This window comes from Erwinia papayae (genome assembly GCF_058241465.1).
In genome coordinates, this window is record NZ_JBZCHT010000013.1 from 1,220,907 (window position 1) to 1,235,964 (window position 15,058).

The following is a 15,058-nucleotide window of genomic DNA, read 5'->3' on the forward strand; positions in this document are numbered from 1 at the left end:
CGCCTCGTTATTCGATGACTACCAGCGGCTCGTCAAATTCAACTGGCTGACCGCTTTCGACCAGGATCGCTTTTACTACGCCGGATTTATCGGCTTCGATCTGGTTCATCATTTTCATCGCTTCAACGATGCACAGGGTATCGCCGGCATTCACTTTCTGCCCGACTTCAACAAACGCTTTCGCGTCAGGGCTTGGTGTACGGTAGAAAGTACCGACCATTGGTGAACGTACGATGTGACCACTGATCTCGGCAGCCGCAGGGGCTTCCATGGCAGGTGTGGTGGCTGGTGCAACGGCGGTAGCCAGTGCGGGTTGCTGCTGCATCATTGGTGCTGCATAGGCTTGTTGCATCATCGGATAACCAGTGTTAACCGGAGAGCGACTGATGCGAACGGACTCTTCACCTTCAGAGATTTCCAGTTCAGCAATACCGGATTCTTCAACCAGTTCGATCAGTTTTTTAATCTTACGAATATCCATGAGTGTGGTTCCGTACTCTGTTTAATTAGATTGTGACAGGCGTTTCACAGCTGTCTGTAAAGCCCAGGAATAACCATCGGCACCAAGGCCACAGATGACTCCAGCGGCAATATCAGAAAGATAAGAATGATGGCGAAATGGCTCACGTGCATGCACGTTCGACAGATGCACTTCAATAAACGGGATGCTGACTGCAAGCAGAGCATCACGAAGTGCTACGCTGGTATGGGTGAAAGCTGCCGGGTTAATGACGATATAATCGACGTTACCTTTTGCTTCATGAATGCGGTCAATCAACGCATACTCCGCATTGGACTGGAGATGACTCAGCTTCACCTTGAGCGCGTCAGCCTGCGATGTTAAGTCGCTAACGATCTCTGCCAGGGTCGTTTTCCCATATTTCTCTGGTTCACGGCTACCCAAAAGATTCAGGTTGGGACCATTCAGGAGAAGGATATGAAAATTTTCAGCCATCTTGCTGCTATCTCCTGCGATAATTGAATCATCGCACAAAATACAATGCCAAAAGCCATTTGTCACCTTTAACGATGAAATTTGGGCTCTCAGCCGTTTCAACGCCGGGCATTATAACGATTTCGTGGCAATTCGCAGCTAAATACTGGTCTTATCAGCGAAGATTATCCACCCTGGGTCTTTATGACCGGAATGGGTAGCACCATCGCGGCATACAACAGAATTCGTCCTGATGACCTTAGCGCCACCACTGCCGAAACTTTTTATATCTCCATGCCAGCAGGATGAAAGCAATGGTGGCGTAAATCCACGGCTGAGGAGAGAAGATCTTAACCGACCAGAGATAATGAATGGGGGCGAGAATCAGCACAATGTACAGCGTGCTGTGTAATGTTTGCCAGCGTTTGCCCAGCTTTATTTGTGCCTGCCGGAAGGAGGTCAGGGCCAGTAATAACAAAATGAACCAGCTGATGATACCCAGTGTCAGATAGGGACGTGTAACCAGTTCCGAGCCGAGCAAAGCAAGATTACTGATGCCAAGCTCCAGCAGAGAATAGCTGAGCAGATGCAGTGTGGCCCAGGCAAAGCACCACAGCCCGAGCAGGCGGCGAACACGGATGAGCAACGGCTGTTTTCCGTAGCGGGCCAGCGGCGTCACTAACAGGGTGCCCAGCAGAAATTTTAGTGCCATTCTGCCGGTAAAATGCTGGATATCTTTTGCCGGATCGGCGCTGAGCATGTTCTGATCGATGGCAAAGAACAGCCAGAAGAGCGGTAAAAAGCCCGCCAGATGAAGCACAATTTTCAGGCCGGTAATCTGTTTAACGGTCAGGCGATACATCAGAAATTCTCCCGCAGATCCAGACCGTGATAGAGCGAAGCAACCTGTTGTGCATAGCCATTAAACAGCAGTGTGGGCTGGCGTTTCACATCCAGGATGCCGCCCGCGCCGATAAAACGCTCTGTCGCCTGCGACCAGCGTGGATGATCAACATGTGGGTTGACGTTGCCATAGAATCCATACTCATTAGCCGCCAGCTGGTTCCAGGTGGTGGGTGGCATATCCTTTACCAGCGTGATTTTGACGATAGATTTAATCCCCTTAAAGCCATATTTCCAGGGCACGGTAAGGCGGATTGGTGCGCCATTTTGCGGCGGCAGCGCTTTGCCATAAACCCCGGTGGTCAGCAGGGTGAGGGGATGCATTGCCTCGTCCAGACGTAAGCCTTCGACGTAGGGGTAATCAATCCCGCCGCCAATAAAGCGATCTTTCTGGCCTGGCATCTCATCCGGAGCATAAACAGTCTGGAAGGCGACATAGCGCGCATTGCTGGTGGGTTCGGCTGCCCGCAGCAATTGTCCAAGTTCGAAACCAATCCAGGGTACGACCATTGACCAGGCTTCCACGCAGCGCATGCGATAGATGCGCTGCTCCAGCGGAAAGCGTTGGTAAATATCGTCCATATTCAGCGTTAAAGGCTTCGCAACTTCTCCTGTGATCTCAATTTTCCAGTCGCGGGTTTTCAACGTACCGGCATTGGCTGCCGGGTCTGCCTTATCCAGTCCAAATTCGTAAAAATTGTTGTAGCCCGTGACTTTATCTTCCGGTGTCAGCGGCAATGTAGCCTGATACTGTGCGGGACTGGAAAAGTTGAGTGATTTGCCGGAGGCCGCCTTCGGACGATCGTTTCCTTTGAACCATGACAGCACACCGGCCTGAGCAGAAGGAAAAGAGAGGGATGCGGCACTGATTCCCAGCGCTTTCAGGATTTGCCGGCGTTGGGCGTTAAAAACGCTTTCTGGGGTGACATCGTTTTCAGTCAGCTTATTGACAGACTTCATCAGGTTTTTCTCCACAAATTGCTTCTTTGCAGCTTTCAGCATGCGCAAAGAGCGGACATTCAGCCAGGTCAGGCAGCAAAAAAAGTGGCGTTTGTTTAAGGAGAGGGAAGATCGCCCCTGCCAGTGGCAGAGGCGAAGAGTTAGCGGATTTTAACCAGCATCCGGCCAGTTGCATCGTTGTTGATAAGCTTCAGCGCGCTTTCAGCCGCTTCAGCCAGCGAGACTTCACGGGTAGCCAGTTGGTAAAAAGTCTCTGGCAGGACAGCGCTCAGTCTTTGCCAGGCCTCAACCCGGCGAGGCATTGGGGCATTAACAGAGTCCACCCCTTGCAGACGTACATTGCGCAAAATAAAAGGCATTACCGTTGCCGGGAGCGCGAATCCACCCGCCAGACCGCAGGCCGCCACCACCCCGGAATAGTTCATCTGCGCCAGTACGCTGGCCAGCACCTTATCGCCAACGGTATCTACAGCACCCGCCCAGCGCTGTTTTTCCAGCGGACGAGAATCGCTGAAAGCACTGCGAGGCAGAATTTCACCCGCCCCCAGCTGGCGCAGGTAATCATGGGTGGAGGCGCGGCCACTGACCGCAGCAACCCGGTAGCCAAGTGCGCTCAGTAGTGCCACGGCAGTACTTCCGACGCCGCCGCTGGCCCCGGTGACCACCACTTCCCCGCTGTCGGGCGTAATTCCCCCTTCTTCCAACGCCATGACGCAGAGCATGGCGGTCAGGCCTGCGGTACCGATAATCATGGCCTTACGGCCATCAAGCCCCTCCGGCAAGGGGACCAGCCAGTCGGCTTTCACCCGGGCCTGTTCCGCTAGTCCACCCCAGTGATTCTCTCCGACGCCCCATCCGGTCAGCAGCACATTTTGTCCGACGTGAAAGCGGTTATCATCGCTGTGATGAACCTTACCGGCGAAATCGATCCCCGGAATCATCGGGAACTGGCGGATAATTTTCCCCTGACCGGTGATCGCCATGGCATCTTTGTAATTAATGCTCGACCAGTCGATATCAACCAGCACATCGCCCGGCGGGAGCGTATCGGCGTTCAGCGTTTTCACGGACGCAAGAGTTTTTCCTTCAGTCTGTTCAATAACAAGAGCTTGCATGAGAATCTCCTGAAAAATAGCACCTGAGAGTATAATTAAAATCTGAGCACACTATACTCCTGACACGTATCACTATTCTGAAATCTGTGACGAAATAGTATATGAGGATATGTTATTTTCACCCGCAGGTATTGGTCATTAAGTTGTTTCAGCGATTAATGAACTCTCTTTAACTGTCCAAGAGCACAGGGATGCGATTAACCACAAAACTTTCAGCAATGATTACGCTTCTCAGTGCGCTGGCGATGTTACTGACGCTGGTGGGCTGTGTAATCAGCTTCTTCTACCTCAGCGATCAACGTGCTGAGCACCGATTGCAGACTATGGCGGAAGATATTGATGCCGCCCTGGTGGCTGAAACACCCGAGCAGATGGTTGCCTGGCTACCTCAGGTAATGGGGCCACTGCAAATCCTCCGGGTTACTTTCCTTGAAAACGGCCAGAAACGTCTGGAGTTTGCTCACCATCAGGATGCGGTGATAGAGGATGAGCCGAACAAATATCGTCAGACGGAAATCAGGCTTGAGCAGCATTCCGGCTTTACACTTCAGATTGTCTGGGTCGATACCACGAAAACATGGCTCAGCTCTTTCGTCGGTGCCTCCATTTTTACCATCGTTATTTTTATCGTCAGCAGCCTGATTCTGATTCTGTTGGTGACCCACCGCTGGCTGTACAACCAGCTGCAGGGGATGGAGCATCTGGAGTCGCGTGCCAGCCTGGTGCTGAAAGGGGAGAGAGGCTCTGTACGTCAGGGCAGCGTACATGAATGGCCTCCGAAAGCCAGCAGTGCTATCGATCTGCTGTTAGCAGATCTGCAAGAAGCTGGCGAACAGCGCAACCGTATTGATACGCTGATTCGCGCTTTTGCCGCTAAAGACGCAAAAACCGGGCTGAATAACCGTATGTTCTTCGATAACCAGCTGTCCACTATGCTGGAAGACACTGAAGGTGCCGGCGCGCACGGTATGGTGATGATGATTCGCCTGCCCGATTTTGACACCCTGCGAGATAACTGGGGGAACAGCCAGACCAAAGACTACCTTTTTGATTTGGTCAATCTGCTTTCCACATTTGTCATGCGCTACCCCGGTGCGCTGTTGGCGCGCTATTTTCGCAGCGATTTTGCCGTATTACTGCCACACCGTAGTCTGAAAGATGCCGACGGCATCGCCTCGCAGCTGATCCATGCGGTGGATGCATTGCCGCCAACGCGAATGTTGGACCGCGAGGACATGATTCATATCGGTATCAGCGGCTGGCACAGCGGTCAGAGCACGCAACAGGTAATGGAAAGTGTGGAGCTGGCGACGCGCCATGCGACCCTTTCAGGCGGAAATAACTGGTCGGTGGGCGAAGTCCCCCAGCAGGATCGCAGCCGGGGGAGTGTGAAGTGGCGAACGTTGCTGGAGAATACGCTCCAGCGTGGGGGACCACGTTTATACCAAAAACCCGCGGTCACCTGTAAAGGTGACGTCCACCATCGCGAAATGATGCCCCGAATCTTTGACGGCGAAAAAGAAGTGTCATCGGCCGAATATTTGCCCTTTGTTCAGCAGTTGGGCATGGCGGAGGGCTACGACCGCCAGCTGGTTAGCCGTATTCTGGCGCTGTTGCCACTCTGGCCTGGTGAGACACTGGCCATTCCATTAACTCCAGACTCACTGTTACAACGCCCTTTTCAGTGTTGGCTACGCGATATGCTGCTGCAATACACTAAATCGCAAAGAAATTGCATTTTATTTGAACTTGCGGAAGCTGATGTTTGTCAACACATCAATCGCCTGGGGAGTGCTTTTCGTTTGCTGAAAGGATTTGGTTGTCGAATTGCGATAAGTCAGGCGGGACTAACGGTAGTCAGCACTGGCTACATTACGCAGTATGAGGTGGAACTGATTAAGTTGCATCCGGGGCTGGTTCGTAATATCGAACGGCGTACTGAAAACCAGCTTTTTGTGCAAAGCCTGCTGGAGAGTTGTAAAGGAACGACAACGCGGGTTTTTGCCGCAGGCGTCAAGACGGGGGCGCAATGGCAGACGCTGGCTGAACTGGGCGTTGAAGGCGGTCAGGGCGATTATTTTGCTCCTTCTGAACTTCTTAACAGTGATGTTAAAAAATTTTCGCAAAGATACAGAGTTTAGTCTGCCGTTAAGCTGGATTTCACGTAGAATAGCCGCGCGGCTGTGGTGCCGGCAATGATTAACCGGGTCAACCAGTAAGACCGGGGAATGTAAGATTTTGTGTGCGTTGTGTTCGTATATCGGCCTTAATGTCGGAGCAGGGAGCCTGAATTCAGGTGCTTTTATTGCTCTCAGTGGACCGGTAAATGAAGCGGGACACAGCGTGATTTTTCACCGAAGCAGACTGTTTTTGCGCCTTGTCGCTGCTTCGTGTGGTTGGTAAAGTAAGCGGATTTTATCATCCGCCCCCAGCTAGCAGGATTATCCTTCAGTATGTTTAAAAAATTCCGAGGCATGTTTTCCAACGACTTGTCCATCGACCTGGGTACAGCCAATACCCTCATTTATGTGAAAGGACAGGGCATTGTTCTTAATGAGCCCTCCGTTGTTGCTATCCGTCAGGATCGTGCCGGTTCCCCAAAAAGTGTAGCGGCTGTCGGTCATGACGCCAAACAGATGCTGGGCCGTACTCCAGGCAATATTGCCGCTATCCGTCCAATGAAAGATGGTGTGATCGCTGATTTTTTCGTCACTGAAAAAATGCTCCAGCACTTTATTAAGCAGGTTCACAGCAACAGCTTCATGCGTCCAAGCCCGCGTGTGCTGGTATGTGTACCCGTTGGTGCCACTCAGGTTGAGCGCCGTGCAATTCGTGAATCAGCCCAGGGTGCTGGCGCACGTGAAGTGTTCCTGATTGAAGAACCGATGGCCGCAGCGATTGGTGCCGGTCTGCCGGTATCTGAAGCAACAGGTTCGATGGTGGTGGATATTGGTGGCGGCACGACTGAAGTGGCGGTCATCTCCCTCAACGGCGTGGTTTATTCCTCCTCTGTGCGAATTGGTGGCGATCGTTTTGATGAGGCCATTATCAATTACGTGCGCCGCAACTATGGCTCACTGATTGGCGAAGCGACCGCGGAACGAATTAAGCACGAAATTGGCTCGGCTTACCCAGGCGACGAAGTGCGTGAAATTGAAGTACGCGGCCGAAACCTGGCGGAAGGTGTGCCTCGTGGTTTTACGCTGAACTCCAATGAAATTCTCGAAGCTCTTCAGGAGCCGTTGACCGGTATCGTCAGCGCGGTGATGGTGGCGCTGGAACAGTGCCCGCCAGAACTGGCATCTGATATCTCTGAACGCGGCATGGTGTTGACCGGTGGCGGTGCATTACTGCGTAACCTGGATCGCCTGCTGATGGAAGAGACCGGGATCCCGGTTGTGGTGGCAGAAGATCCGTTGACCTGTGTGGCGCGCGGTGGCGGAAAAGCCCTGGAAATGATCGACATGCACGGCGGCGATTTGTTCAGCGAAGAATAATCTGCCACAAAGGAGTGTGGAATCACCTCTCTGCGCTCCTTTTTTAAGATGTCGAGGAATACGCCGAATTTATGAAGCCGATCTTCAGCAGAGGCCCTTCTCTGCAACTACGTTTGTTTTTAGCGGTTGTGGTGGCGATAGCAGTAATTATCGCCGACAGCCGGCTGGGCGCTTTCAGCCAGATTCGCACTTATATGGATACGGCGGTCAGTCCTTTCTATTTTCTTGCCAATGGGCCACGTCAGGTTCTGGACAGTGTTTCTGAAACACTGGCCTCACGCCAGCAGCTTGAGTTGGAAAACAAAGCGTTACATCGTGAACTGATGTTGAAAAACAGTGAACTGCTGCTGACAGGGCAATTCAAGCAGGAGAATGCCCGGCTGCGCGAATTACTGGGTTCACCGTTACGTCAGGACGAGCACAAAATGGTGACGCAGGTTATCTCCACTGGCACCGACCCTTATACCGATCAGGTCGTGATCGACAAAGGCAGTCTGAACGGTGTGTATGAAGGTCAGCCGGTCATCAGCGATAAAGGGGTGGTAGGGCAGGTGGTTGCCGTGGGTAAAATTACCAGTCGGGTTATGCTGATTTGTGACTCCTCCCATGCGTTACCTATCCAGGTGCTGCGCAACGACATTCGTGTGATTGCTGCGGGCAATGGCTGTGCGGAAGATCTTCAGCTGGAGCATCTGCCAGGAAACACCGATATTCGCCCGGGAGATGTGCTGGTTACCTCTGGCCTTGGTGGGCGTTTCCCGGAAGGCTATCCCGTCGGCGTGGTATCCAGCGTTAAGCTGGACACGCAACGTGCTTATACCGTGATTCAGGCACGTCCCACCGCGGGTTTACAGCGCCTGCGCTACCTGCTGCTGCTGTGGGGGGCCGATCGTAATGGCACCATGCCAGCACTGGCACCAAATGAGGTGCATCGCGTGGCCAACGAACGTCTGATGCAGATGATGCCGCAGGTTCTGCCTGCTGCCAGTGAAATCATGGGACCACCGGCACCTGAAAACTCTGCCACAGTGAATCCTTCCAGCGCAGGTGCGGCTCCGGCTACCGCCCAGTCCGCGCCAGCGTCTCGCAGAGGCCAGCCTTGACCAGTTATCGCAGCCACGGGCGTTGGGTTATCTGGCTGTCATTCCTGGTTGCACTGGTGCTGCAAATCATGCCCTGGCCTGACCAGCTGTTTATGTTCAGGCCATCATGGTTGCTACTCATATTGATTTACTGGGTGCTGGCGTTACCACACCGTGTGAATGTTGGTACGGGCTTCCTGATGGGTTCTATAATGGATCTGATCTCAGGCTCCACGCTGGGTGTGCGGGCGCTGGCATTCAGCATTGTTGCCTATCTTGTGGCCTTCAAATTTCAGCTGTTTCGCAATCTGGCGCTCTGGCAGCAGGCGTTGATGGTGATGGTTCTGTCGCTGGCAATGGATGTCATCGTTTTCTGGGCCCAGTTTTTAGTGATTAATGTCTCGTTCCGACCAGAAATTTTCTGGAGCAGCTTAATAGACGGTATTCTGTGGCCCTGGCTGTTCTTGCTGATGAGAAAAATTCGCCGTCAGTTTGCTGTTCAATAAGGAAGACTATGGTTTCCCTCTATCTGGCCTCCGGTTCTCCTCGCCGCCGTGAATTGTTAACGCAGCTTGGCTTCTGTTTCGCGCCACTGAGTACGCAAATCGAAGAAACAAAACGTCCTGATGAACCCGCTGAAGTCTATGTCTGACGTCTTGCGCGTGAAAAAGCACGGGCTGGCGTAGCCGTCGCAGAGTACGATTTGCCGGTGCTGGGGGCGGACACCATTGTAGTGCTGAACAACGACGTACTGGAAAAACCGGCAGACGAGCAGGCAGCCGTCGAAATGTTAGCTAAACTTTCGGGCCAGACGCATCTGGTGATGACGGCCGTGGCGCTGGCAGACCGTCAGCACTTACTGGATTGTCTGGTTATTACCGAGGTGACATTCCGGACACTGTCTGGCGAAGACATTGCCCGCTATGTCGCCAGCGGTGAGCCCATGGATAAGGCGGGTGCTTATGGCATCCAGGGGTACGGCGGAAACTTCGTCAGAAAAATTAACGGAAGCTATCACGCGGTGGTTGGACTTCCTCTGGTTGAAACGGCGGAGCTTTTCAGCCATTTCCAGTCGCTGCGTGAGGTGAAGGAAGAACATCATGACCGCTGAATTGCTGGTTAACATCACCCCATCTGAAACGCGCGTTGCTTTAATCGATGGCGGTATTTTGCAGGAAATCCATATCGAGCGCGAAGCGCGCAGAGGCATTGTCGGCAACATCTATAAAGGCCGGGTAAGCCGGGTGTTGCCCGGAATGCAGGCTGCTTTTGTTGATATTGGCCTCGAGAAGGCCGCGTTTTTGCATGCATCAGATATCGTGCCGCATACCGAATGCGTGGCTGGCGATGAGCGAAAAAATTTTTCCGTGCGTGATATCTCCGAACTGGTGCGTCAGGGGCAGGACCTGATGGTACAGGTGGTAAAAGATCCGCTGGGCATCAAAGGTGCCAGGCTGACCACCGACATCACTCTGCCATCCCGCTATCTGGTGTTTATGCCGGGTGCTTCGCATGTTGGTGTATCGCAGCGTATTGAAAGTGAAACTGAACGTGAGCGTCTGAAGGCGGTAGTGGCATCTTACTGCGACGATCTGGGTGGATATATCATCCGGACGGCAGCTGAAGGCGTTGGCGAGCGGGAGCTGGCCTCTGATGCGGCTTTCCTTAAGCGACTTTGGACCAAAGTGATTGAGCGTAAAAAACGCAATCAGACCCGCTGCCGTTTGTACGGAGAAGTCGCGTTGTCGCAACGCATTTTACGCGATTTTGCTGGCGCGGCGTTGGATCGTATCCGCATCGACTCGCGACTGACTTATGAGCATCTGGTGGAGTTTACCAGTGAATATATCCCGGAGATGACCGCAAGACTGGAGTTGTATACCGGCAGGCAGCCTGTTTTTGATCTGTTTGATGTTGAGAATGAGATTCAGCGCTCCCTGGATCGTAAAGTTGAACTGAAATCCGGCGGATATCTGATCATCGACCAGACCGAGGCGATGACCACCATTGACATCAATACCGGGGCGTTTGTTGGTCATCGTAATCTCGACGAAACCATCTTTAATACCAATATCGAGGCGACGCAGGCGATTGCCCGTCAGTTGCGGCTGCGCAATCTGGGTGGAATTATCATTATCGACTTTATTGATATGAATAATGAAGATCACCGGCGGCGGGTACTGCACTCCCTGGAACAGGCATTGAGCAAAGATCGGGTGAAAACCGGGATCAGTGGTTTCTCAGCGCTGGGTTTGGTGGAGATGACGCGCAAGCGCACGCGGGAGAGTATTGAACATGTCCTCTGTCAGGACTGCCCGGTCTGTAAAGGTCGTGGAACGCTGAAAACCGTGGAAACCGTCTGCTATGAGATCATGCGTGAAATTGTCCGGGTTCATCATGCTTATGATTCAGATCGCTTTCTGGTTTATGTTTCTCCTGCCGTGGGGGAAGCGCTGAAAACCGATGAGTCCCATGCGCTGGCGGAAGTGGAAATTTTCGTTGGTAAGCAGGTGAAAGTGCAAATCGAACCGCTCTATACTCAGGAGCAGTTCGACGTGGTTATGATGTGATCCAGGAGTGGCGCAAGGCAAGGAGAAGTTTGTGAGGCGATTGCCGGGGATCCTGCTACTCACTGCAACAGGCATTGTGGTTATTATCGCGTTGCTGGTCAGTGGTCTGCGCCTGGTCATGCCGCACATGAACAGCTGGCGCGAAAGCATTCAGCAGCGGGCTTCTCAGGTGGCCGGTGTGCCGGTGCAGTTCAGTGAGCTGAACGGAAAATGGGAAAACTTCGGTCCGGTACTGGATATCAAAAACATCCGTATCGGTTTAAATGACCAGGGTGAACTGAACGTTGGTCGGGTGACGCTGGCGTTGGATGTCTGGCAGTCGCTACTGCATTTTCGCTGGCAGTTTCGCAATCTTGTTTTTTACAACCTCAATCTGGAAACCAACACCCCGCTGTTTGCTGAGAGCAACAATAAAATGCAACTCAGGCCGGGCCAGTTGAGCGATCTTTTCCTCCGCCAGTTTGACCATTTTGATCTGCGCGAGAGCCAGATAAGTTTCGTCACGCCCTCCGGTCAGCGGGCCAGGCTGGATATTCCACAGCTCACCTGGTTGAATGAAAAAAATCGTCACCGGGCTGAGGGGTTGGTCAGCCTGTCCAGCTTTACGGGACAACATGGGGTGGTTCAGGTTCGTCTTGATCTCAGTGATACCAGCGGCTATCTGGATACTGGCCGGGCATGGATGCGGGCAGATGATGTCGATTTGAAACCCTGGCTGGGGCAGTGGATGCGCGACAATACCTCACTGAAAAGTGCCCGTTTCAGCCTCGCTGGCTGGCTGAGTCTGAAAGAGGGCGATATTTATGATGGTGATATCGCACTCTCTGAAGGGAAAGCCCAGTGGCAGGGTGATAAGCAATCCCACCAGCTAACCATCAAGCCTCTTACTGCCCATATCGCCCGATTCAATGGTGGCTGGCGTGTTGACGTGCCGCAAACCAATCTTATTACCGATGGACAGCCCTGGCCTGAAGGCATGTTTTCGCTGTTGTGGCTGCCGGAAGACAGCCTGTTGCCTGGCCCGGATCATCAGCAGGAAGTGCGTGTTCGTGCGACGAACCTGCAACTGGAGCGTCTGGACGCGCTTATCCCGCTCTTTTCCAGATTGTCTCCCGGGCTGTTGGATAACTGGCGTTCCCTGCAACCGCGTGGACAGATTCAGTCGCTGGCAGTGGATGTTCCGGTTCAGCAACCGGAGAAAAGCCGCTTTCAGGCTCGCTGGAAAGATCTGGGCTGGCAGCACTGGGAGCTGTTGCCAGGCATGGAACATCTCAATGGCTCTGCCAGTGGCAGTATGGCTGACGGGCAGCTGGACTTTACGCTTAAAAACGCCAGCCTGCCCTACGGCGACATGTTTCGTGCTCCGCTGGAAATCCAGCAGGCCAGCGGCGCGCTCAACTGGCAATACGACGCTAATCACCTGAAACTGGCCGGTCATAACCTTGACGTTCGGGCACGTTCATTGTGGGGCAGAGGTGATTTCAACTGGTCACAAAGTGAAGACAGTGAGCCAGTACTGAATATTCTGGCTGGAATTAACGTCACTGACGCAGGAGATGCCTGGCGCTATTTTCCTGAGCCGCTGATGGGCACCACGCTGGTTAACTATCTTAGTGGCGCGATTAAAGGGGGGCAGGTGCAGAATGCCTCGTTGATTTTTGCCGGTAATCCGCACTTGTTCCCATTCAAAAACAACGAGGGGCTGTTTCAGGTCTTTGTGCCTCTGAAACAGGCAACCTATCAGTTCCAGCCTGGCTGGCCCGATCTTGAGAACCAGGATATTAACCTGGACTTTGTTAATGATGGGCTGTTCATGAAAGCCGAACGCACCAGATTAGGTGATGTGCAGGGCAAAAATATTTCAGCAGTGATTCCGGACTACCTGAAAGAAAAGCTGATCATTGATGGCGATATCAGTGGTGCAGGGACGGACGTCGGCAGCTATTTCAACCAGACACCGCTGAAGGATACGCTGGGTGCAGCACTGGATGAACTCCAGGTTAGTGGAGATGTAAGTGGTCACTTGCATCTTAATATCCCGCTTGATGGTGAACAGGTCAGGGCCACAGGTGATGTTAATCTCAAAAACAATCAGCTGTTTATAAAGCCGCTTAACAGCACGATTAAACAGCTTGCCGGGCGTTTTACCTATGACAATGGCAATCTGCAAAGTGGGCCGCTTACGGGCAGCTGGTTTGGTCAGCCGGTCAACGTCAGTTTTAACACTCAGGAAGGTGAAAAAAACTATCAGATCGGGGTTGATTTAGAAGGTAACTGGCGACCCGGTGATATGAATGTGGTCCCTGTTGCTGTTCGCGAAAAACTGAATGGCAGCGCAGGTTGGCAAAGTAACGTGTCAGTTAATCTGCCTCACGGCGGTGGAGCCGACTATCAGGTAACCCTTAGCGGGGACTTAACGGATGTAAGCAGTCACTTACCAGAACCGCTGGAGAAGAAAAAAGGAGCCGCTCTGCCGGTTAAAATCAGCGCCAAAGGCAATCTACATACCTTTAACCTGAGTGGCGTTGTTGGTGGCAGTCACCGTTTTAACAGCCAGTGGCTGCTGGGTAAGCAACTGCGCGTTGATCGGGGCATCTGGGAGAACGATGCCTCCCGTATCCCGGCATTACCTGAATCGAACGGCATGGTCCTTAATCTGCCACCGCTTGATGGAGAGGCCTGGCTTGCTCTGCTGGGAGGCGCAGCTGGCAGCGATCGGAGTGCTAAAAGCCGCGCCTGGTTACCGGGTGAAATCACCCTGCGGACGCCGGCACTGACCTTAGGCGGACAGCAGTGGCATGACCTCAATGCCACTGTGAATCAGACGGTCGCCGGAGATATGCAGAACAAGGTAACAGGGAAGGAGATTGCCGGGCAGTTACAGATGAACGCGCATTCAGCCTGGTTGGCGCATCTCAACTATCTTTATTACAACCCACAGTGGTCCAGTGGTGAAAATGCCTCTTCTCTGCCGCCAGCGGAGACTTCAGTTGATTTCCGCAGCTGGACTGCGCTCAATCTCACCTGTGAACAGTGTTGGTTACGGGGGCAGAATTTCGGGCGGATACAGGGCAATCTGACCCACAGCGGCGACACGCTGACGCTACAAAATGGTCTTGTTGATACCGGCAGCGCCCGTCTGACCCTGGCAGGAGAGTGGGTCAATCGCCCTGGAGCACAGCGCACGGCAGTCAAAGGCGTTCTGAGCGGGAAAAAAATTAACGACGCCGTGGACTGGTTTGGCATGAGTACCCCGCTGCGGGATTCACCTTTTGATATCAATTACGACCTGCACTGGCAGTCAACACCCTGGCAACCTTCTGAATCCACGTTGAGTGGGGTACTGAAATCCCACCTGGGGGCTGGTCAGATTGCCGATGTGAATACGGGGCGCGCCGCGCAGCTGCTGCGTCTGGTCAGTGTCGATGCGCTGTTGCGTAAGTTACGCCTCGATTTTACTGATACCTTCAGTCAGGGGTTCTATTACGACTCGATTAACGGTACTGCCTGGATTGATAAAGGGGTAATGCATACTGATAATCTGCTGGTGGATGGCCTTGAAGCTGACATTGCTATGCAGGGAAAAATTGATCTGGTCAGACGTGAACTCAATATGGAAGCGGTGGTTGCGCCAGAAATTTCAGCCACTGTGGGCGTAGCGGCAGCTTTTGCGGTGAATCCGGTGGTGGGAGCAGCGGTGTTTGCCGCCAGTAAAGTGCTGGGGCCGCTGTGGAACAAGATTTCCGTGTTGCGCTACCATATTTCCGGTCCCATCGATAAACCAAAAATTGATGAAGTACTGCGTAAGCCACGTGAGAAGAGTGCGAAGTGAATTTGACGTCAACGGAGAATTGCCGCAGGCTGTATATCCGTCATACCCGATGTTACTGGCGTGTTTGCGGGGTGCAATTATCCTGAGCGGGTGGGCAGTAAGGAAGTTCACGCTTCCTGGTGCCAGCCGAAACAGTATGACTAAAGGCGTGCGTTGCCAGTTGTG

General features: G+C 52.9%; 11 protein-coding genes and 1 pseudogene. 7 read left to right on the forward strand and 5 right to left on the reverse strand.

The features are described from left to right. Positions 1-7: 7 nt before the first annotated feature. The 5 genes from accB to acuI form a co-directional block, all read right to left on the reverse strand. Positions 8-481: an acetyl-CoA carboxylase biotin carboxyl carrier protein gene (gene accB, locus AC3RPL_RS21790; RefSeq protein WP_034936641.1), complete on the reverse strand. Its 474-nt coding sequence runs from the start codon at positions 479-481 to the stop codon at positions 8-10. Between the two features lie 21 nt (positions 482-502). After that, on the reverse strand, positions 503-955 hold the full coding sequence (gene aroQ / locus AC3RPL_RS21795; protein WP_034936644.1) for a type II 3-dehydroquinate dehydratase: 453 nt from the start codon (positions 953-955) through the stop codon (positions 503-505). A 238-nt stretch (positions 956-1,193) separates the two neighbouring features. Further along, a complete protein-coding gene (gene msrQ / locus AC3RPL_RS21800) occupies positions 1,194-1,796 on the reverse strand; it encodes a protein-methionine-sulfoxide reductase heme-binding subunit MsrQ (protein WP_490741509.1) in 603 nt (200 codons plus the stop codon). Then, positions 1,796-2,797, reverse strand: a complete 1,002-nt coding sequence (gene msrP / locus AC3RPL_RS21805; RefSeq protein WP_490741510.1) for a protein-methionine-sulfoxide reductase catalytic subunit MsrP — start codon at positions 2,795-2,797, stop codon at positions 1,796-1,798. Before msrP ends, msrQ begins: the two co-directional genes overlap by 1 nt. Positions 2,798-2,937: 140 nt before the next feature. Continuing rightward, complete coding sequence (gene acuI / locus AC3RPL_RS21810; protein ID WP_490741511.1) at positions 2,938-3,912, reverse strand: acrylyl-CoA reductase (NADPH); 975 nt, start codon at positions 3,910-3,912, stop codon at positions 2,938-2,940. 191 nt (positions 3,913-4,103) lie between these two features. Between acuI and csrD the strand changes: the two genes are divergently transcribed. From csrD to yhdP, 7 genes and pseudogenes are all read left to right on the forward strand, one after another. Continuing rightward, a complete protein-coding gene (gene csrD, locus AC3RPL_RS21815) occupies positions 4,104-6,053 on the forward strand; it encodes an RNase E specificity factor CsrD (RefSeq protein WP_490741512.1) in 1,950 nt (649 codons plus the stop codon). Between the two features lie 312 nt (positions 6,054-6,365). Beyond that, the gene (mreB, locus tag AC3RPL_RS21820) at positions 6,366-7,409 is read left to right on the forward strand and encodes a rod shape-determining protein MreB (protein WP_003855260.1); all 1,044 of its coding nucleotides are present in this window, start codon (positions 6,366-6,368) and stop codon (positions 7,407-7,409) included. Between the two features lie 71 nt (positions 7,410-7,480). Then, positions 7,481-8,512, forward strand: coding sequence for a rod shape-determining protein MreC (mreC, locus tag AC3RPL_RS21825; protein WP_261643806.1), 1,032 nt, complete (start codon positions 7,481-7,483; stop codon positions 8,510-8,512). After that, positions 8,509-8,997 carry a rod shape-determining protein MreD gene (mreD, locus tag AC3RPL_RS21830; protein ID WP_034936653.1) on the forward strand — a complete coding sequence of 163 codons (489 nt, stop codon included), beginning with the start codon at positions 8,509-8,511 and terminating at the stop codon, positions 8,995-8,997. The genes mreC and mreD overlap by 4 nt, the downstream gene beginning before the upstream one ends. Before the next feature lie 8 nt (positions 8,998-9,005). Further along, positions 9,006-9,602: pseudogene (locus AC3RPL_RS21835) on the forward strand (Maf family protein). Further along, positions 9,592-11,061 carry a ribonuclease G gene (gene rng, locus AC3RPL_RS21840; protein ID WP_490741513.1) on the forward strand — a complete coding sequence of 490 codons (1,470 nt, stop codon included), beginning with the start codon at positions 9,592-9,594 and terminating at the stop codon, positions 11,059-11,061. Before AC3RPL_RS21835 ends, rng begins: the two are co-directional and overlap by 11 nt. A gap of 31 nt (positions 11,062-11,092) precedes the next feature. After that, positions 11,093-14,893, forward strand: a complete 3,801-nt coding sequence (yhdP, locus tag AC3RPL_RS21845) for an AsmA2 domain-containing protein YhdP (protein ID WP_490741514.1) — start codon at positions 11,093-11,095, stop codon at positions 14,891-14,893. Positions 14,894-15,058 lie beyond the last annotated feature (165 nt).